The 18,336-nt window shown below is 40.8% G+C and carries 20 protein-coding genes; 7 read left to right on the plus strand and 13 right to left on the minus strand.

Going from position 1 to position 18,336, the window contains the following annotated elements; genetic code table 11:
* The first annotated feature begins 73 nt into the window (after nt 1-73).
* Complete coding sequence (locus tag CWB60_RS16000) at nt 74-958, plus strand: LysR family transcriptional regulator (RefSeq protein ID WP_004588552.1); 885 nt, start codon at nt 74-76, stop codon at nt 956-958.
* A 245-nt stretch (nt 959-1,203) separates the two neighbouring features.
* Nucleotides 1,204-1,824, plus strand: coding sequence for a 2OG-Fe(II) oxygenase (locus CWB60_RS16005; RefSeq protein WP_138578363.1), 621 nt, complete (start codon nt 1,204-1,206; stop codon nt 1,822-1,824).
* A gap of 63 nt (nt 1,825-1,887) precedes the next feature.
* Here the strand turns inward: CWB60_RS16005 and ubiA are convergent, their stop codons facing one another.
* The gene (gene ubiA, locus CWB60_RS16010; RefSeq protein ID WP_138578365.1) at nt 1,888-2,766 is read right to left on the minus strand and encodes a 4-hydroxybenzoate octaprenyltransferase; all 879 of its coding nucleotides are present in this window, start codon (nt 2,764-2,766) and stop codon (nt 1,888-1,890) included.
* Nucleotides 2,763-3,302 (minus strand): chorismate--pyruvate lyase family protein, encoded by a 540-nt coding sequence (locus CWB60_RS16015; protein ID WP_004588555.1) that lies wholly within the window; start codon nt 3,300-3,302, stop codon nt 2,763-2,765. Before CWB60_RS16015 ends, ubiA begins: the two co-directional genes overlap by 4 nt.
* Nucleotides 3,303-3,456: 154 nt before the next feature.
* On the opposite strand from CWB60_RS16015, the gene CWB60_RS16020 reads away from it, so the two are divergent.
* A complete protein-coding gene (locus CWB60_RS16020) occupies nt 3,457-3,855 on the plus strand; it encodes a flagellar basal body-associated protein FliL (protein WP_138578367.1) in 399 nt (132 codons plus the stop codon).
* A gap of 2 nt (nt 3,856-3,857) precedes the next feature.
* On the opposite strand, the gene glpG is transcribed toward CWB60_RS16020, so the two are convergent.
* The 6 genes from glpG to CWB60_RS16050 all read right to left on the minus strand — a co-directional run bounded on the left by glpG (nt 3,858) and on the right by CWB60_RS16050 (nt 9,119).
* Nucleotides 3,858-4,679 (minus strand): rhomboid family intramembrane serine protease GlpG, encoded by an 822-nt coding sequence (glpG, locus tag CWB60_RS16025; protein ID WP_138578369.1) that lies wholly within the window; start codon nt 4,677-4,679, stop codon nt 3,858-3,860.
* Nucleotides 4,676-4,993 carry a thiosulfate sulfurtransferase GlpE gene (glpE, locus tag CWB60_RS16030; RefSeq protein ID WP_004588558.1) on the minus strand — a complete coding sequence of 106 codons (318 nt, stop codon included), beginning with the start codon at nt 4,991-4,993 and terminating at the stop codon, nt 4,676-4,678. Before glpE ends, glpG begins: the two co-directional genes overlap by 4 nt.
* 64 nt (nt 4,994-5,057) lie before the next feature.
* Nucleotides 5,058-6,083 carry an L-threonine 3-dehydrogenase gene (tdh, locus tag CWB60_RS16035; protein ID WP_004588559.1) on the minus strand — a complete coding sequence of 342 codons (1,026 nt, stop codon included), beginning with the start codon at nt 6,081-6,083 and terminating at the stop codon, nt 5,058-5,060.
* Nucleotides 6,084-6,132: 49 nt separating this feature from the next.
* Nucleotides 6,133-7,329, minus strand: a complete 1,197-nt coding sequence (locus tag CWB60_RS16040) for a glycine C-acetyltransferase (protein WP_024034359.1) — start codon at nt 7,327-7,329, stop codon at nt 6,133-6,135.
* Between the two features lie 168 nt (nt 7,330-7,497).
* Nucleotides 7,498-8,061 carry a D-glycero-beta-D-manno-heptose 1,7-bisphosphate 7-phosphatase gene (gene gmhB / locus CWB60_RS16045; RefSeq protein WP_138578371.1) on the minus strand — a complete coding sequence of 188 codons (564 nt, stop codon included), beginning with the start codon at nt 8,059-8,061 and terminating at the stop codon, nt 7,498-7,500.
* On the minus strand, nt 8,058-9,119 hold the full coding sequence (locus tag CWB60_RS16050) for a glycosyltransferase family 9 protein (protein ID WP_138578373.1): 1,062 nt from the start codon (nt 9,117-9,119) through the stop codon (nt 8,058-8,060). Before CWB60_RS16050 ends, gmhB begins: the two co-directional genes overlap by 4 nt.
* Before the next feature lie 124 nt (nt 9,120-9,243).
* Here CWB60_RS16050 and CWB60_RS16055 point away from each other — a divergent pair, with 124 nt between their 5' ends.
* Nucleotides 9,244-9,972 (plus strand): 3-deoxy-D-manno-octulosonic acid kinase, encoded by a 729-nt coding sequence (locus tag CWB60_RS16055; RefSeq protein WP_054983157.1) that lies wholly within the window; start codon nt 9,244-9,246, stop codon nt 9,970-9,972.
* Here the strand turns inward: CWB60_RS16055 and CWB60_RS16060 are convergent.
* Both CWB60_RS16060 and CWB60_RS16065 read right to left on the minus strand, forming a co-directional pair.
* Nucleotides 9,955-11,037, minus strand: a complete 1,083-nt coding sequence (locus CWB60_RS16060; RefSeq protein ID WP_054983156.1) for a glycosyltransferase — start codon at nt 11,035-11,037, stop codon at nt 9,955-9,957. The genes CWB60_RS16055 and CWB60_RS16060 overlap by 18 nt on opposite strands.
* Complete coding sequence (locus CWB60_RS16065; RefSeq protein WP_138578375.1) at nt 11,034-12,107, minus strand: glycosyltransferase family 1 protein; 1,074 nt, start codon at nt 12,105-12,107, stop codon at nt 11,034-11,036. Before CWB60_RS16065 ends, CWB60_RS16060 begins: the two co-directional genes overlap by 4 nt.
* A 169-nt stretch (nt 12,108-12,276) precedes the next feature.
* On the opposite strand from CWB60_RS16065, the gene CWB60_RS16070 reads away from it, so the two are divergent.
* Nucleotides 12,277-13,824, plus strand: coding sequence for a capsule assembly Wzi family protein (locus tag CWB60_RS16070; protein WP_138578378.1), 1,548 nt, complete (start codon nt 12,277-12,279; stop codon nt 13,822-13,824).
* Between the two features lie 98 nt (nt 13,825-13,922).
* Here the strand turns inward: CWB60_RS16070 and hldE are convergent, their stop codons facing one another.
* Both hldE and CWB60_RS16080 read right to left on the minus strand, forming a co-directional pair.
* Complete coding sequence (gene hldE / locus CWB60_RS16075) at nt 13,923-15,362, minus strand: bifunctional D-glycero-beta-D-manno-heptose-7-phosphate kinase/D-glycero-beta-D-manno-heptose 1-phosphate adenylyltransferase HldE (protein WP_029773562.1); 1,440 nt, start codon at nt 15,360-15,362, stop codon at nt 13,923-13,925.
* On the minus strand, nt 15,362-15,952 hold the full coding sequence (locus tag CWB60_RS16080) for a D-sedoheptulose-7-phosphate isomerase (protein WP_004588568.1): 591 nt from the start codon (nt 15,950-15,952) through the stop codon (nt 15,362-15,364). Before CWB60_RS16080 ends, hldE begins: the two co-directional genes overlap by 1 nt.
* Nucleotides 15,953-16,134: 182 nt before the next feature.
* On the opposite strand from CWB60_RS16080, the gene waaA reads away from it, so the two are divergent.
* Both waaA and CWB60_RS16090 read left to right on the plus strand, forming a co-directional pair.
* A complete protein-coding gene (gene waaA, locus CWB60_RS16085) occupies nt 16,135-17,418 on the plus strand; it encodes a lipid IV(A) 3-deoxy-D-manno-octulosonic acid transferase (RefSeq protein ID WP_138578380.1) in 1,284 nt (427 codons plus the stop codon).
* The gene (locus CWB60_RS16090; RefSeq protein ID WP_096042157.1) at nt 17,415-17,963 is read left to right on the plus strand and encodes a DUF1415 domain-containing protein; all 549 of its coding nucleotides are present in this window, start codon (nt 17,415-17,417) and stop codon (nt 17,961-17,963) included. The genes waaA and CWB60_RS16090 overlap by 4 nt, the downstream gene beginning before the upstream one ends.
* Nucleotides 17,964-18,000: 37 nt before the next feature.
* On the opposite strand, the gene CWB60_RS16095 is transcribed toward CWB60_RS16090, so the two are convergent.
* The gene (locus CWB60_RS16095) at nt 18,001-18,330 is read right to left on the minus strand and encodes a YdbL family probable chaperone protein (protein WP_055252911.1); all 330 of its coding nucleotides are present in this window, start codon (nt 18,328-18,330) and stop codon (nt 18,001-18,003) included.
* Nucleotides 18,331-18,336 lie beyond the last annotated feature (6 nt).

Here is an 18,336-nt window from a genome sequence, read left to right on the forward strand (position 1 = left end):
TTTTTGAAAGCTCGAATCTAATATTATTGATGTTCGCGGCACACGCGACTTACTTATAAAAAGGGACTATAAAGTGAGATTTGAACAGTTAGAACAATTTGTAGCGCTTGGTGTGTTACGCCACTTCAGACAAGCAGCCGAACAAACTCAAATTAGTACATCAGCGCTAACGCGCAGCATTCAAACCCTAGAAGACGAAATGGGGTACGAACTGGTGAAACGCTCAACACGTTCAGTAAAGTTAACACCCGAAGGCGAGCTATTTCTTGATTACGCCAAAAACACCCTTGCCGAACTTGAGCATACAAAAAAACGAATTTCTCAATCGGTTAACGGCAATACTGACGAAAAGTTAGTCATCGGCTATACCAACAAAGCCAGCAGTGTAGTACCTATCTCATGCGGGCAATTTTTAGCACAATACCCCCATGTTAAAATAGAAATGCAATTGCAAGAGCAGCACGAACTTGCACGCAAACTGCAAGAGGGCGAGATTGATATCAGTGTTTATTCGCAGGCAATTAACAGCATCGGCAGCGACATACACCTGCCAGACCAACTGGTATTGTTTGTTTCTAAACATCATCCGTTAGCAAATAAAAGCGATATCAGCAAACACGATTTAGATAGCTACCCTATGTACGGCTGTTTTTCTCAGTCTAAACAAGTACAAAGCATGCTTAACGAAGCCATCGATATGCTCAACAAATCGGCTAGCATTAAGGTAGGCAGCATTGAGCAAGTAATGTCAGGGCTGGTTAAATCAGATCACTTTGCTATTGCAAGTATTGAACACGCGAGCACTCTTGCAGAGCACACAGAGCTTGTACAGCTAAAAACAAATAAAGACTTAAGTCACGAACAACTTGTTATACAAACAAGCCAACAAGCAGCAGTTGGCGAACACATTGACCATTTATTATCTCTTATCAAAAAAGCATCTACGACTATTACTTAAGCCAAGATAAAAATAGCATACCGCATTGCCCTTAAACCTTTTAAGGGCAACCAATTTAGATAGCCCTTACTGATTTACTCTTCTTGTTACCAAAACCTGCAGCACAGCAGCTTAACCTAAAAAGCCCTTTTAGTTTTTATGCTTACGCGTTAGGTTTTTATTTGCTTAAATAGCGGAGCACAAACCACTAGCTATTAAATTTTTTTAGGCTACACTGTCGCACCTTTTTTAATCAACAGACATAAATGAACACACTTTTTAGTTCTGATGTTTATTTAGATGCAATAGAAACCCATGGTTATGTTGTTATACCTAACGCACTTATTAGCGAGCTAGTAGAGAGTTTAATCACCGATTGCCACCGTATTAACCCGCATTTTAGCGCTGCAGGTATTGGCCGTTTTAATGACTTACAAATAGATAAAACCATTCGTAAAGATAAAACCTATTGGTTTGATGGCAGCTCACAAGCACAGCTAACTTATCAAGCAACAATGGAAAGTATAAAAACCACACTTAATCGGCAGTTTTTTATGGGCTTATTTGATTATGAGTGCCACTACGCTAAATACACCCAAGGCGACTTTTATAAAAAGCATTTCGATGCATTTAAAGGGCGATCTAACCGCGTATTTACAACAATCCTTTATTTAAATACGCCCGAGCAAGGCGGCGAGCTTGTTATTTACAAGCCAAAAAGTAAGCAAGTAGAGATAATAATTAAACCCACCGCGGGGACACTCGTTATGTTTGAAAGCGAGCGTTTTGCACACGAGGTGTTACCTGCCATTAATGAGCGCTACTCTATTGCTGGCTGGTTTAGAAAAAACGCCTCAATAAGTGGAGTAATTGACCCGCCACGATAAAACCAACATAGCCACAACAACTAGTGGCTATGCTGAGGTTAAATTAATAGCGTTGAGATGAAATTAACGCGCAAATACAAATGACAAGAACAAGCCAACAAAAATAGCTAACCCCACATAGTGATTATTTAAAAACGCTTTAAAACATGCATCACGTGCACGTTTATGAATAAGCACTTGCTGATAAATAAGTAACCCAGCGGCAGTACATAAACCTGCAACAAACGCCAAGCCTAGCTGGTTAATTAAGCCAATAAGCGCCAACAACGCTATAAAATTAGCGTTTAACAAAAATATAATATGGCGGTCGTATTTACCAAATAAAATAGCAGTAGATTTAACCCCTATTTTTACATCGTCATCTCTATCGACCATGGCATACATAGTATCGTACGCTACCGTCCAACAAATATTTGCAACAAATAACAGCCACGCCTGCAGCGGTAATGAGTCTATTGATGCCATATATGCCATAGGTATCGCCCAACCAAATGCAGCGCCTAAGACTACCTGCGGAAGATGTGTATAGCGTTTCATAAACGGGTAGCAAAATGCCAGTGCCAACGCCCCAAATGACAATAAAATAGTGTTGATGCTAAGTAGTAATACCAATACAAAAGCAATGGCTATCAGTAATATAAATAAACTCAGTGCTTCACCTGCACTTACTTGTCCGGTGGCCAAAGGCCGCCCTGCTGTACGCTTAACTGAGCCGTCTATTTTTCTATCTGCAAAATCGTTAATAACGCAGCCAGCACTGCGCATAACAATTACGCCTAAGGTAAATACAATAAAGTTAACTAAGCTTGGCATACCACCGTTTGCAAGCCATAAAGCCCAATAAGTAGGCCACAGTAATAGTAATGTACCGATAGGTTTGTCAATGCGCATGAGCTGAATATAAAAAGGGCTATGCTGTAATTGCAAAGGGGCTAATTTCATGAGTACAAATAGGCTCCGGGTAAAAATACTTCGCACACTAAAAAGTGATAATCATTAATAGAAAACACACTACGACGACCTAATAAAGGGTGCGTAGTTAAATTCAACTCTTTAACAAGTGACTGCAGCGCATGTTCTGAGTCAAAGCGCCCTACCTCAATATTACTTCGGGTAAGTTCAGGGTGCTGAAAAATAACATCACCTAAAGGGCGTGCGCCCATATTATGCAGTGTTGTTTGCGTTTGTGTACTGGGCAACCAACTTTGGGCATACACCATGGGCGTATTATCACACAATAAAAGCACCTCACGATTAAGTGCTTTATTTGTATTTGAGCCAAGTAGTTGTTGCTGTGCATCGCTTAGAGTAAAAGTTTGCTCATTAAGCACTTTTACACTAAAAGTTTGTGCATTACTTTTTAATTTAGCGGTTAATGAATGTGGCTCAAATAGCCACTCTTGCTCTAACGCAGATAAGTTATTTACCAAAGAAGCACATTGCCAATTGGCAGATATAGAAAGCGGAAATGTAATCACAATAGCTCAATAAAATTAAAACCGAGACGATGATAACATTGCCAAAGCATTTGAAAAAGTGATGTTTTACTGCCGATAAATAATTGCAGGAGCTGTTTATTAGGCGCTATTAAGTATAAACTATTTGTATTAAGAAAATGGAAACACACTAAAGATGAAAAAAATAGTATACGCAGGTTTTTTAGCACTGATCCTAAACTGTTTTAGCTTCTCGGCAAAAGCGGAATCGACAGTGGGCTATTTTGGTTTTGAGCCAGACATTATTACCAATTACATAGGCGCCTCAAGTAAAAAAATGGGCTATGTACGCGTGACTATAGATTTAATGCTTAGCAATAATACAGATATTGCTATTGTAGAGCACCATACTCCGCTTTTACGCGATGCGTTAGTAGAAATACTATCTAAAGAACCTGAAGAAAAAATAAAGTCGCTTACTGGGCGTGAAGAAATTAGAGCAAAGTGTGCCGAAAAATTAAAAAGCCTGTTAAAAGAAGAAACAGGCCAAGAGATTATTCGTGAAGTATTATTTACTAAGTATTTATACCACTAAGCTTACGCTTTTTTAGCATTAAATAAATTAGCGGTTACGGCATAAGCCATGCCGCTTAAAAGCCCACCTAAATGCGCCCAATTAGCCATACCAACAAACAACACATCAGCAAAACCGAGTACCAGCCAAATTAACATAAAGCCAATAATGGCAGTGCTTACTAGCGCAGGTTGCTTAGGATTTAAATAGCTGTGAATCCAACAAAAACCCAATAAACCATACACAACGCCACTTAAGCCACCAAAGTTAGGTCCCACAATTAAAAACTGAGCCCAGTTACTAATAAGTGCAGTAACCACAAATAGCCCACCTAAACTCAGCTTGCCGCATTGCTTTTCAATATTATCACCTAACGACATCCACCAAATTAGGTTAAATACGATGTGCATTGCGCTAAAATGAACAAGTGCCGGCGTTAACCAGTTCAGTGGTTGGCTCGGGCTAAACTGCAAAGCAGTATAAATTTGCTCAAAGCCACCCAATAAAAATGCAAAGTAAATAGCAACGCTTACAATACTTACGGTTTTATTTAGCCAGCTTAGTGCTTTAAAGCGCGCCACTAAATTAAGCGACTGTCCTTGATACGTTAAGCCAGATTGTGTACTGCCCACATCCCAGGAGGCTTGTTGATAACGCTCATGATTGGGGTTTTGTACAAATTCAGCCCACAAAGGTTGCACTTGATGAAAGTGCTCGCCCGCAACACAAATAATAACATTACTGCCATCAGCACTGCGCAGTTGCCCTTCAAAGCCTTGGCTTTTTAAATAATCTATAAAGCCCTGTGCGGCACGAGGATTATTTAAACTACCTAGCTCAATCATCGTTCCACTTTCTCGCTGTAAGCCGCTTCCCAAGCCGTAAAGCCACCATCCATGCTATATACATCTTCAAAGCCCTGCTCTACTAAATAACTAGCCGCACCTTGTGAGCTCATGCCGTGGTAGCAAACAATAATAATGGGCTGATCGAACTCTTTTTCCATCATAAACTGAGCGATATTGGCATTTGAAAGCGCTTCAGAGCCAGGAATATGCCCTGCTTGGTACGAGTTAGGATCGCGTATATCTGCAATCACTACATCTTCTTTATCAAGCAGTTCGTGCGTTTGTGCTATAGATATATGTTTAAATGCCATTGAAATCTCTTTTAAAAATATAATAAAAAGGCGGCTTAAGCCGCCTCTGTATGCAAACTTTAAACTATTCCCAGTTTAAAATTACTTTACCAGATTGACCTGAAATCATCATATCAAAGCCAGCTTGGAAGTCATCTACCGAATATTGATGTGTAATGATAGGGTCTAAATTAAGGCCCGATTGAATCAAGCTTGCCATTTTGTACCACGTTTCGAACATCTCGCGACCATATATACCTTTGATCACTAAGCCTTTAAATATAACTTTATTCCAATCTACGGCCATATCTGATGGCGGAATACCCAGCATGGCAATTTTGCCACCATGGTTCATGTTATTTAACATAGAATTAAAGGCGCTTGGCACACCTGACATTTCAAGGCCAATATCAAAGCCTTCAGTCATACCTAGCTCATTCATTACATCTTCAAGTTTATCATTCGCAACGTTTACGGCACGTGTAGCGCCCATTTTACGCGCAAGCTCTAAACGGTATTCGTTAACATCGGTAATCACAACATGGCGAGCACCCACATGCTTAGCAACGGCCGCCGCCATAATACCAATTGGACCTGCCCCTGTAATAAGCACATCTTCGCCCACTAAATCAAACGATAAAGCGGTGTGCACAGCATTACCAAATGGGTCAAAAATAGACGCAAGCTCGTCAGAAATATTGTCGGGAATTTTAAACGCATTAAAGGCCGGAATAACTAAATATTCTGCAAATGCGCCTTCGCGGTTAACGCCCACACCGGTTGTATTTCGGCACAAATGCACACGACCAGCACGACAGTTACGACAATGCCCACACGTAATATGTCCCTCGCCAGATACGCGGTCACCTACTGCAAAGCCACGTACTTCTTGGCCCATATCAACCACTTCACCCACGTACTCATGGCCTACAACCATAGGAGTCGGAATGGTTTTTTGTGACCACTCATCCCATTTATAAATATGAACGTCGGTGCCACAAATCGCGGTTTTACGAATTTTAATGAGTAGATCGTTATGCCCTACTTCAGGCTTGGGTACGTCGGTCATCCAGATGCCGGTTTCGGCTTTTAATTTTGATAAAGCTTTCATAGTTAACACTCAACTAAAAAACCGAAGCAATACTTCGGTTTATAAAAAATTAAATAACGCCCATTTCTTTACCAATACGGGTAAAGGCAGCAATTGCGGTGTCTAATTGTTCAATACTGTGCGCAGCAGAAATTTGTGTACGAATACGCGCTTGGCCTTTTGGCACAACAGGGAACGAAAAGCCGGTTACATAAATGCCTTCAGCGAGTAGTTTGTCTGCCATTAATGAAGCAACTTTAGCATCGCCAAGCATTACAGGGATAATGGCATGATCTTTACCCGCACACGTAAAGCCAGCGGCTTCCATTTGCTCACGGAAATATTTAGCATTTGACCAAAGTTTAGCGCGTAACTCGCCACCATTTTCAAGCATTTCGAGTACTTTAATTGATGCAGTTACAATTGAAGGCGCTAATGAATTTGAGAATAAGTAAGGGCGTGAACGCTGACGTAGCCATTCAACAATTTCTTTTTTACCTGATGTATAACCGCCTGATGCACCGCCCAGCGCTTTACCTAGCGTACCGGTAATAATGTCTACACGGTCAAGCACATTACAGTACTCAGGCGTGCCTTTACCGTTTTCGCCAACAAAGCCTACCGCATGTGAGTCATCAACCATCACTAATGCATCATACTTATCGGCAAGATCACACACAGCTTCAAGGTTACAAATTACGCCATCCATCGAAAACACGCCATCGGTGGCAATTAATTTTGTTTTAGCGCCCGCTTCATCAGCTGCAATAAGTTGCTTTTCAAGATCCTCCATATCGTTATTAGCATAACGAAAACGCTTAGCTTTACATAAGCGTACGCCATCAATAATTGATGCGTGATTTAGAGAGTCAGAAATAATAGCATCTTCAGCGCCTAAAATAGTTTCAAATAGGCCCGTGTTAGCATCAAAACAAGACGAGTATAAAATTGTATCTTCGGTTTCTAAAAACGCACTAATTTTTTGCTCAAGTGTTTTATGAATATCTTGCGTGCCACAAATAAAACGTACTGAAGCAACACCAAAGCCATGGTCATCTAAACCACCTTGCGCTGCTTTAATTAGCTCAGGGCTATTTGCTAAGCCTAAGTAATTGTTAGCACAAAAATTAATAACTTTATCGCCAGATGCAACTTCTATTTGAGCTTGTTGCTGCGAGGTAATAATACGCTCACTTTTATACAAACCTTGCGCTTTAACGTCTTCAATTTGCTCTTGTAGTTGGCTAAAAAAAGCAGATGCTCTCATCTGTAGTCTCCAATTAAATGAACGGGTAAACAACAACATTAAAGCCACTGTTTATGTTGAGGTGTATTGTAAAAGTTTAACAAGTAAAATGCACTGTTTGCAGCTCGTCGCTAATACAGGTAATGGCAGCAATACTTAACACTTCAGTTGCGAAAATATAAACGCACTTTATACCAGGTAGTGTGCTGGTAAATCGTTAATAGAGTCAATCACTAAATCGGCGTATTGTTTTGCGGTTTCGTCAAATTGTTGACCAGAGCGAACTAGCACTCGCGTGCTAATAGCTGCTTTTTGTGCCGCTTGCATATCGCTAAGTTTATCACCCACCATAACACTGCTCGAAGGGTCAATATTATGCTCTTGCATAGCTTGTAACAGCATACCTGGAGCTGGCTTTCTGCACTGGCACTGTTTTAAATATTGCGCCATCGCTTTTTTGGGATGGTGCGGGCAAAAATACACATCTGTAATTTTAATATTGTGCTTACTAAATTGTGTTTTCATCCATTGAGTTAAAGCTAAAAAGTCATCTTCAGTGTAGTAACCTCGCCCTATTCCTGATTGATTAGTCACTATGATAATTTTATAACCTGCATCATAAAATGCTTTACAGGTACTAAACACACCGTCTATAAATTCAAATTTTTCACTTTGATACACATAGCCATGATCAATATTTACCACGCCATCTCGGTCTAAAAAAAGCGCTTTGTTTTTTTCTGTTACACTCATTTTATAGACTCTTTTTGTACCACATGATCAAACATAGTTTTAACACTGCCTACGGTTATTTGGCTCATAAGGTCATCTCCCTTAACGCGCGTACCCCAAGGCAATTGTTGAGCTGTTTTACCCGTTTGTTTTAGCAGATTTTGATGATACACCTCAACTACGTAGTCTTGATATAAATAAGGGCCTGTACGTGCAGGATTAGAATGCGCATATAAACCAATAACCGGCGTACCTACCGTTACCGCCATATGCGCAGGACCGGTATCGGGGGCTAAAACTAAATCAGCGCGCTTAAGTACACATAGCAGCTCTTTAAGTTTTGTTTTACCAACTAAGTTTAAAATAGTGCAGTGACTGTGTTTTATAATTTGATTAGCTAAATTAATCTCAAGCTCAGTTGGGCCGCCCGTTAGTACCACGTTAAAGCCTTGCTCATGCGCGTAATCAGCAAGGGCAGCATAGCGCTCAGGCAACCAGTTTCGCTGTGCTTTACTGGCCGCAGGAGATATTACCAATAACTTATTTGCCAAATATGCAGGCCCTAATAATGCATCTGCTTTGTTCTCATCCGCTAAGGTATAAGGCATATCCCAGGTAGGTGAATAGTCTTTAACCCCAATGGCACCCGCAAAGCCTTTAAATCCCTCTAGCACATGCGCTTCTTTTTGTGGGGCTATTCGTTTATTTATAAACAAGCTATGTAATTCTTTTGAACGTGCCCAATCAAAGCCTATTTTTACTTTAGCCGGAATACAGCGCGCAACAAAGCCAGCTCTTAATGCGACTTGCATATTAAGCAGCACATCAAACTGCTGCCCTTTAAAAGAATGTGCTAACTTTTTAAGTGCATCCTTACCTTGTTTTTTATCAAAAACCACCAGCTCAACCCCAGGTAAATCGGCAAGTAACATGGCTTCTATTTTACCCATTACCCACGTTATTTTTGCATTGGGGTGTGCTTTTTGAATGGCTTGTACAGCACTAACGGCATGACACACATCACCAATGGCAGAGAGTCTTAAAATACAAATTGAGGAGTAATTAGGCACTTGAGTCACGCGTTCCACTTTGGCTTTAAATAATAGACTGCGATCTTAAATTATACTCGCACTAATGCAAGCACTTATGCTGCGCTATAAAACACGTTAATATACGCGCATTATTGAATTATTTTAACGAGCTATGTTTAAAACACTAACGCAAGGTAAGCACACTATTTTAAGCCACCCAGATTATTTTAACGAGGTTGATTTAAACTGGTTCAATGCAGATTATTGGCAACAGCAAAATAAAATAGTCGGTGCTAAAAAAGGCCGCGCCACAGCCTGGTTTTTTAAACACGATGATTTAACCGCTGTACTTAGGCACTATTGGCGCGGCGGTTTAGTTGGCAAGTTGTTAAGCGATCAGTACCTCTACCCTGGGCTTAAAAACACCCGTGTGTATAAAGAGTTCAGCTTAATGATAAGGCTTATTGAGCTTGGCTTAAATGTACCAAAACCCATTGCCGCCAAGGTAACAACCACAGGCTTAATTTATCGTGGCGATATAATTACAGAGGCTGTAAAAGGGGCTAAAAGCCTGCTCGATATTTTAATTGAACGCCCACTAACAGAAGATGAGCTCAAGCGCATTGCCAATACTGTTGCGCTATTTCACTCAAAAGGTGTGTACCACGCTGATTTGAATATAAATAATATTTTATTTAATGAAACGGGCGAGGTTTATATTATCGACTTTGATCGCGGCGAAATAAAACCACCTAACAAGCAATGGCAACAAAGTAATATGGCACGTTTAGAGCGCTCATTTTTAAAAGAGCAAGGACGTAACAACGCTTTTTATTGGCAAAGTAATGACTGGCAAACTTTATTGGCTATTTATAAAGAGCAATTAACCACACAAAGCTAGGTATTGCTTAGCAACTTGTTCGGCCGTTACCTTTTGTAAAATGTCGGCATTATCTACATTAGGCTTAGTGTTTAAAACCAGCTCAATTTTAGCCGCTAGCTCATCGCTATGCCCTACAGGCGCTAAATATTTAGCCAAGTCGTTTGTTAAAATTTCGCTCGGCCCAAACGTACAGTTAGTACTTACTACAGGCGTGCCAACAGCTAATGCTTCAATTAACACTGTAGGGAGCCCTTCAAAATCAGAGCTTAATACTAATGCCTCAGCCTGCTTAATCCAGTTATACGGGTTTTGCTCAAACCCTGGCACTATAAGTTGTCCCTCAATACCATACGTTTTTGCAAGCTTAAATGCTTTGCTAGGCTTATTACATAAAAGGACTAATTTGTATTTTTTATCAAGCTTTGCAAATGCCGAAAATAAAATATCGTGGCGCTTTTGTTTAGCTAATCGCCCTACATGAATAACATACGGCGATTGTGGAATTTGCGTATTAACCTCATTTGAGAGCCGCTTTATATCCACTAAATTAAAGGGATTATAAATAGTTGTGATGGCGCTTGGGCTAATTAAACGCCCTTGGGTAATTTCTTGCTCTACCCCTTTAGACACGCACACCAAGGATTTTCCATTTAAGTTTTGCTTTGACTTTTTAAGATAGTAATAAGAAAACGGGCCTAACTTTTTTTGCCTAGCTAGCTCTGCATTAACAGAGTTATGCATAACAAAGTGAACATTTTTAATCTGGCTTTTAGCCAATAAGTTATTGCTTCTATCTAAATTGCTAAGCACTAAATCTATGGGGCCAATTTGTTTTTGTTTGTTATTAAACCACGCCTCTAGTTTTGCTACACTTTTGTTTATTTTCCAAAAGCGATCCACTTTAGTGGCTTTATCACTGAATAAACTTTCAACCTTTATGTTCGCAGGGATCGTGTATTCATATTTATTAGCCAACGATAAAATAGTAACGCTATGCGTTTTTACTAGCTGCTGAGCAAGGGTTAGCATCACTTTTTCGGCGCCACCACCCGCTAACGAGTCTATTACAATCACTATATTCATCTATCGGCAACCATCAGCATGCTTTTAACCCCTTGCGTTATTTCTTCATAGCTATGCGCGCTTTCAAGCAAAGAATATTTTTCTAGTAGCTGGTTAAAATGCGGCTCTATTAGTAAAGCGCTGGCTTTATTTATTATGTCTTCAATCTCAAAGTTTGCTTTAATTACCACGCCAGTTGTGGCGCAGCTTGCTAGGCGCTGTGTTTGATCTTTTGATATAGCGCATGCCACAGCAGGCGTTTTAACAGCAACCGCCTGCAATAGCGTGTCGCCAGCACTTAACAATGCAAATTTAGCTTGCTCCATAAGCGACAAAAACTCACTATTTTCTAACGTATCCAAATTTATAACCGTATTTGATACTGGCAACGCTTTATTATAATTAGGGCCAAATACCACCACCGCCTTTAACCCTGTTTGCAATGAAATTTGCTCTGCGGCAGCAAAAAATACATCTGCACAGTTTTGATTATCTAGCACATGACCACCAGAGCCTGCACTCACAATAAAGTAGCCTTGTTCATCAAGCTGATATTTTTTTAACACCTGTTTGGTATCACACGCTGATGAAAATGCTATGTAAGGGCCCACATTTTTAGGCATAGCTAAAGAAAACATATCTATTTTAGCTTTTTCAGCCCAGCTCAGAGGTTCAATGCAGTAATCGGGCTGTACCACCCAATGGCTATCAATTAAGTTGATACGGTTAAGTTTTAAGCCCTTCGCTCGCTTTTTCGCATGCTGAGAAATAAACACCACTTTGGCACCCACTTTTTTTGCAGCTTTCATGTGAGCAGCGCGCCCTGCACAATCAAATATTACAATGTCAGGTTTAAAATCGGCTATAACTTCACACACTTTATCGCGCTCTTTAGTCGCAGAGCGCTCAAGCAAGGTGGTATCATATGGGCAGTTTTTAGCGTAGTTCGTGTGTTTATTTAAAACAAAATGGATGGTAAGTGAACCTAGACATTCACTCTCAAGGCTTTGGGCTAGCAACAACGAGCGCATGTATTCACCTATTCCTTGTGGCGATGATACGGGTATAAATAAAAGTCGTTTGTTGCTCATTGCATTCTCTATTTCCTATTTGCGCAGCAGTATATCAATCCCATTGTTTTTACGATAGCTAGGTTACATTTTTATACACAAATTTAACGCCCTAAAATAGATTATTTACTGCAATAGCCATGTTAGATTGGTAAACTTAGCCGCAATCTTAATCACAAGGATCTGAACTTTGCGAAACAGAATCTTTCTACTTTCTTCTCTTTTTTGCGCTATAAGCGCATCAGTAACAGCAGAGCCCTGGGTAAAGCCAGACGATTACGGTCTACGAGCCGACATTCAACAACTGGCCGATGCCGGTGTTATTTTAGCGCCTGTAACCACCTACCCGCTAATGTGGAAAAGCTTTATTGGCGAGCTAGAATCGAGCAAGCTTGAACTTTTATCTCCCAGCCTGCAAGATGCACTGCTTCGTGTAAAACATCGTTATAAGTCAGAAAACAGTAGCTCGCACAGTGTACAACTCTCAGCGCTTGCCGTATCAGACCCAATTATAGCCACCAGCTTTGGGGCAACCAACACACAAGAATCTGAGCTTTCTGCGGCCTACGCCTACCTTGGCGATAACTTTGCGGCGAAGGTAGCCATTAATTACCGAAACGATGGTAAACAATGCTTAGTTGATGGCAAAACAACCGATGATATAGCCACTAACGAACAAGCACTTGAAGATTGTAACGATACCTCATTTGACGATAGCTACTTAGCCTACCGCTTGGGCAATTGGATTTTTAGAGCCGGTGCCGTAGAGCAGTTTTGGGGCCCAGGTGTTGATAACAGTTTAATTATGTCGGGTAATGCAAAGCCACTGCCGGCACTAAGTGTAACCCGTGAGCAAAGCACAGCGTTTGAAACGCCTTGGTTAAGTTGGCTCGGGCAATGGAGCTTTACCGCGCAAATGGCAAAGTTAGAATCGACCCGTGTTATTCCTGATGCGCTGCTTTGGAGCAGCCGTGTTAACTTTCGCCCGATGCAACAGCTTGAAATTGCTTTAAGTTGGTCTGCGCAGTGGGCCGGTGAAGGCCAACCAAGCTCAGCAGGTGACTTTATTGATGTTATTACTGGGCAAACTAATTGTATTGATGGCAATGAAAATTGTGATAGCTCACTGGAGTCTAAAATTGGTAATCAGCTTGCAGGCATAGATGTGCGTTGGTCTGACACTTTATTTAGTCACCCGTATGCAATCTACGCAAGTACAATTGGCGAAGATGCCAGCTCGCAATTCAAACCAGCCGACAGAGCGTACTTATTTGGCGTACAAACTACGCAGCGCATTTACAATCAAAATGTGCTCGTTAACGTTGAATACATAGATACAGGTGTATCGTGCTCGGCCGAATCAACCAGTGAAAACTGCTACTACGAACACTCCGATTATAAATCGGGCTATCGTTACCACGGCCGCACTATTGGCTCAACCTTTGATAATGATGCACAGTCAGTGGTATTAACACTTTTAGGTCAGCTTTCAAATGGCGATGACTGGCAAGTAAAACTACGTAGTGTAGATTACAACAGCGATAATCTTGACCGTTACCCTAGTAACCCCGATTTAGGTAATACAATTACCAAAACCGGTTATAACTCAAAACAAGTTGAGCTACGCTACAGGCAGCTGGCTATGGGTGGGCGCTTAACGCTGGGCGCTTTTGCATCAAACAACGATGGCGCAGAAAACGACACATCAGCGTTTGCTAAGTACGAATATAATTTTTAAACCGTATATTTAAAAATAGCATTTTAAATGCCAGCTATTTATAACAAAAAAGGGTTGAAAACTGCGTTTTCAACCCTTTTTTATTTAATCAGCAAATATTACTGCTTTATTTTGCTAATCACCTTAGAGGTTGAACAACCATCTAAAAATGTCAGCACTTCTACTTTGCCGCCATGGCGTAGCACATGATCGGCGCCAGCTATTTGCTCTACCGTGTAATCACCACCTTTAACTAAAATATCGGGGCTTATTTGCTCAATTAATTTAGCAGGTGTGTCGTTTTCGTCCGCGCTGCCAAAGGGAATTACCCAATCTACAGAGGCGAGTGCACTTAATACCATTGCGCGCTCATCAAGCGGATTTATAGGGCGCTCAGGGCCTTTTAAACGCGTAATTGAATCATCATTATTTAAACCAACAACGAGTCTATCTCCACGCGCTTTGGCTTGGGCTAAATAGCGTACGTGGCCTGCGTGTAAAATATCAAAACAGCCATTGGTAAACACTATCGTTTCGCCATTTTGTTTAGCAAACTCAATATGTTGCAGCACATCGTCAAACGGAGTTTGGTAGTGCTCGCCATTGGTGTGTAAGTATTGGCCAAGCTTTTGGCTAAGCTCTTCTGGTGAAACCGTTGCCGCCCCCAACTTACTTACTACAATGCCTGCGGCTAAATTAGCAATTTCTACCGCATCTTTAGGCTCCATACCTGCCCCGAGCATCACCGCAAGCGTGGCTATAACAGTATCGCCTGCGCCAGTTACATCACTTACTTCTAGCTGCTGCGCTGCAAAGTCGTGTTTTTCATCAGCGTTAATTAATGACATACCTTGCTCAGAGCGTGTAAGTAGCATGGCTTTAATACCATTTTTACTAATTAGCTCACGCGCGCTTTGTGCTAATATTTCTTCAGAGCCTGTTTTCCCCCCAGCCAAATTAAATTCATGTAAATTAGGGGTAATATAGTCTGCGCCTTCGTATAAGTGTAAGTCGGGCGATTTAGGGTCTATAAGCACGGTTTTACCCGCTGCTTTAGCAACGCTAACCATTTCTTTAATCAAGCTCAGCGAGCCTTTGCTGTAATCAGAAAATACCACAAAGTCGTAATCATCAAGCACCAGCTCTAAACGGTTTAATAACAACTGGCTATGCTGCTCGCTAAAGGTCTCTTCTAAATCTAGGCGCACAAGTTGTTGATGGCGGCTAATTACACGCATTTTAGAAATAGTGGGTAAATCGCATACACTAACAAGCTGTGAATGTATTTTTTCACCCTTTAAAATGGTTTCTAAGATTTGCCCGCTTTCATCTTCACCAATTAAACCAAGTAAGCCCACTTTGGCATCAAGCCTAGCAATGTTTTTTGCAACATTTGCAGCGCCACCCGCTTTATCTTCAAACTTGCTTACTTTAACAACGGGTACTGGGGCCTCAGGCGAAATACGCCCTGTATCGCCATACCAGTATCGGTCTAGCATGACATCGCCGACAACTAAAATACGCGCTTTAGATAAGTTTTTTAATAGCGATAAATCCATTACTGCTGCTCCGCAACAACCATATCAATAGCTTCACATAACCAATGGCCAATAAACATATGTGCCTCTTGGATACGGGCTGTTTCATCATTTTTTATAATAATGGGCAATTTAGCAATGTCTTTTACTTTACCGCCCTCGCGTCCAGTTAAGGCAACCGTAAACGCGCCAATCTTGTTAGCCGCTTCCAGTGCTAAATTAATATTGGCGCTGGTACCTGAGGTTGTTAAACCAATCACTAAATCTTCCGGTTTACATAAAGCCTGAACTTGGCGTTCAAATACCGTATCAAAGTGGTAGTCGTTACTGTGTGCAGTCAGTATTGAGGTATCTGTGGTCAGCGCCATAGAGGCAAGCGGGCCACGCTCTAACTTATAACGCACAACAAATTCGGCAGCTAAATGCTGTGCATCGGCAGCACTTCCGCCGTTGCCAAACCAAATAACCTTACCACCAGCTTGCAATGCACTGTGGCACGCTTCTAATAATTGCATAGACTCTTGATGATAAGCCTCCATCGTTTCAAATAAGGCTTGATGACGGTTTAAACTTTCAACGTAGCTTGTTGCCACAGAATCGATAATTGACATGAAAAATTCCTCTAGGAACTGAAATGGCAGGAAAAAATTAAATCCATTATTCCATAGTTTTATTTAGTTGTGTGTATTTTATGGGAATATAGCTGAACTGAATTATAATTTAGTGCTTCACATGTTCAGAAATTATCACTTTCGCGTTAAACTAGCGCCACTTACCTTAATAAAAGTTCAGTATGGCACGCATTTTTTACTCACTCGCTTTAATTTTAATTAGCCCACTGATTGTATTTTACTTGTATGTACTAAGAGGTGAAAAAAATAAAGGCTACCGCGCGCACTTTAAAGAGCGCTTTGGTTTTATTAGCAAACACTTATTTAATAATAGCGCTAAACCGGTTGTGTTCCACTGCGCTTCTGTAGGTGAGGTCCTTGCTGCAACGCCACTGATTAAAGCACTGCAAAAACAACACCCGCAGCTTAATATACTTATTACTTGCAATACTCCTACCGGGCGTGCGCAAATTAGTGAACAATTTAAAAATAACGTGGCGTGTTGTTATTTACCTATAGACTTTGCAGGTTCGAGCGCTCGATTTTTAAAGCGCGTAAATCCACAAGCACTGTGTATTTTAGAAACTGAACTGTGGCCTAATTTAATGGCAATAAGCCATAAAAAGAATATACCGGTATTAGTGCTTAATGCTCGCCTAAGCGAAAAATCGCAACAGGGGTATCAAAAGGTGGCAGGGTTAACGCATATAATTATGCGTTCAATTTCAGTGCTTGCAAGTCATAATAAAAATGATGCTAAGCGCTTTATTGAACTTGGTTTACCCCCTTCAAAAAGCCATGTTACAGGCTCAATAAAGTTCGACATTACACCAAGCAATGAGCAACTAACTAAAGTAGCAAATCTTAAAGCCGAATATAAAACCAAAGAACGTTTTGTATGGGTGGCAGGCTCCACTCACCCGCTTGAACACGAAATGATATTAAACGCCCATCAGCAGCTATTAAAAAAATACCCTAATGCACTTTTAGTTATAGCACCGCGTCACCCAGAGCAATTTGATAAAGTAGCCGATAAGTTAACTCAAAGCCCACTTAGCTTTAGTCGTCGCAGCAACAATAACTATCAAAACGAGCAGGTACTATTAGCTGATACACTGGGCGAACTTCAGTGTTTATATGGCGCAGCGAATGTAAGTTACATAGGCGGTAGTTTAATTCGCCGAGGTGGGCACAACCCACTTGAAGCTGCTGCTTTTTCGGTTGGTGTTATTACAGGCCCACACACGTATAATTTTGATCATATCTACCCTGAGCTAATTAAACTTAAAGGGGCTGTCGTTGTTGAAAATACCGATGAGCTTGCTAAACAATTAATTAATTTAAGCCAAAACACCAAAGCGTGCCAAAGCTTGGGTATTAAAGCGCAGCAATGTGTAGTAAAAAACCAAGGCGCCATTGAAAAAACATTAACCATTATAAATCAGTATTTAGAGCCAAAAGCATGACTCATCAAGCAATTGCCCAAACCCGCGAGTGGGTATCATCCGTTATTGTAAAATATAATTTTTGCCCATTTGCCCGTAAAGAAGTAGAAAATAACTGTATTCATTATGTGCTTAGCCCTGCAATAAAAATTGATGACGCTGTAATGGACATGCTAGAGCAGTGTGTGCAGCTTGATCAAAACCCAGAGCGCGAAACCACATTAATACTGTTTGATAACGGCTTTAGCGATTTTGAAGACTTTTTAGATTTAGTCGATTTAGCCAATGCCTTACTGGTAGCGCAAGGGTTTGAAGGTAAATACCAAATTGCTAATTTTCATCCCGATTACGTGTTTGCCGACAGCGATGAAGATGATGCGGCAAATTACACTAACCGAGCCCCCTACCCTACACTGCATTTAATTCGCGAACTGAGTATGAGCGAAGCGCTTGATAACTATAACGAGCCTGAATCTATACCAGAGCACAATATAAAGCTTGCAAGGCGCAAAGGATTCGACTTTTGGCAGCAACTTTTAGCAAATATAAAAAAACCGAGCGCCTAAACGCTCGGTTTTTAAGTAATATGTTTAGCTGCTTGTATTACTTTTTAACCCAGTTACCATTCACTTCAATATAGTGGCCACTTTTGGTCTTTTCGATTGTTTTAGCTGCTGCGAGTGCTTCTACTTGTGCCAGCGATAAATCGTTCTTTTTAGCCAACTTTAAATACTGTGCTTTACGTTTAGCGTTAATTTCCTCAACCACGGCTTTTGCCTCGCTGTTTTGTACCACAAGCCCTAAGTAACCTGAGCTATCTTCACCCACTAAGCCTTGGTTTTTAGCATCATCTAAACTAATAGCCCACGCCGAAAACGACAAACATACCGCACTTGCTAGAGTGGCAATACTTAATTTATTTTTTATAGTCATCATTTA

It is taken from the genome of Pseudoalteromonas sp. S327 (genome assembly GCF_005886415.1).
Taxonomy (GTDB): Bacteria; Pseudomonadota; Gammaproteobacteria; order Enterobacterales; family Alteromonadaceae; genus Pseudoalteromonas; species Pseudoalteromonas atlantica.

What these genes read in the sequence shown, in the direction of transcription:
- CWB60_RS16005 (WP_138578363.1), top strand. Translation starts at nt 1,204, where the DNA reads ATGAACACACTTTTTAGTTCTGATGTTTATTTAGATGCAATAGAAACC.
- ubiA (WP_138578365.1), bottom strand. Translation starts at nt 2,766, where the DNA reads ATGAAATTAGCCCCTTTGCAATTACAGCATAGCCCTTTTTATATTCAG.
- CWB60_RS16020 (WP_138578367.1), top strand. Translation starts at nt 3,457, where the DNA reads ATGAAAAAAATAGTATACGCAGGTTTTTTAGCACTGATCCTAAACTGT.
- glpG (WP_138578369.1), bottom strand. Translation starts at nt 4,679, where the DNA reads ATGATTGAGCTAGGTAGTTTAAATAATCCTCGTGCCGCACAGGGCTTT.
- glpE (WP_004588558.1), bottom strand. Translation starts at nt 4,993, where the DNA reads ATGGCATTTAAACATATATCTATAGCACAAACGCACGAACTGCTTGAT.
- tdh (WP_004588559.1), bottom strand. Translation starts at nt 6,083, where the DNA reads ATGAAAGCTTTATCAAAATTAAAAGCCGAAACCGGCATCTGGATGACC.
- CWB60_RS16040 (WP_024034359.1), bottom strand. Translation starts at nt 7,329, where the DNA reads ATGAGAGCATCTGCTTTTTTTAGCCAACTACAAGAGCAAATTGAAGAC.
- gmhB (WP_138578371.1), bottom strand. Translation starts at nt 8,061, where the DNA reads ATGAGTGTAACAGAAAAAAACAAAGCGCTTTTTTTAGACCGAGATGGC.
- CWB60_RS16055 (WP_054983157.1), top strand. Translation starts at nt 9,244, where the DNA reads ATGTTTAAAACACTAACGCAAGGTAAGCACACTATTTTAAGCCACCCA.
- CWB60_RS16060 (WP_054983156.1), bottom strand. Translation starts at nt 11,037, where the DNA reads ATGAATATAGTGATTGTAATAGACTCGTTAGCGGGTGGTGGCGCCGAA.
- CWB60_RS16065 (WP_138578375.1), bottom strand. Translation starts at nt 12,107, where the DNA reads ATGAGCAACAAACGACTTTTATTTATACCCGTATCATCGCCACAAGGA.
- hldE (WP_029773562.1), bottom strand. Translation starts at nt 15,362, where the DNA reads ATGGATTTATCGCTATTAAAAAACTTATCTAAAGCGCGTATTTTAGTT.
- CWB60_RS16080 (WP_004588568.1), bottom strand. Translation starts at nt 15,952, where the DNA reads ATGTCAATTATCGATTCTGTGGCAACAAGCTACGTTGAAAGTTTAAAC.
- waaA (WP_138578380.1), top strand. Translation starts at nt 16,135, where the DNA reads ATGGCACGCATTTTTTACTCACTCGCTTTAATTTTAATTAGCCCACTG.
- CWB60_RS16090 (WP_096042157.1), top strand. Translation starts at nt 17,415, where the DNA reads ATGACTCATCAAGCAATTGCCCAAACCCGCGAGTGGGTATCATCCGTT.
- CWB60_RS16095 (WP_055252911.1), bottom strand. Translation starts at nt 18,330, where the DNA reads ATGACTATAAAAAATAAATTAAGTATTGCCACTCTAGCAAGTGCGGTA.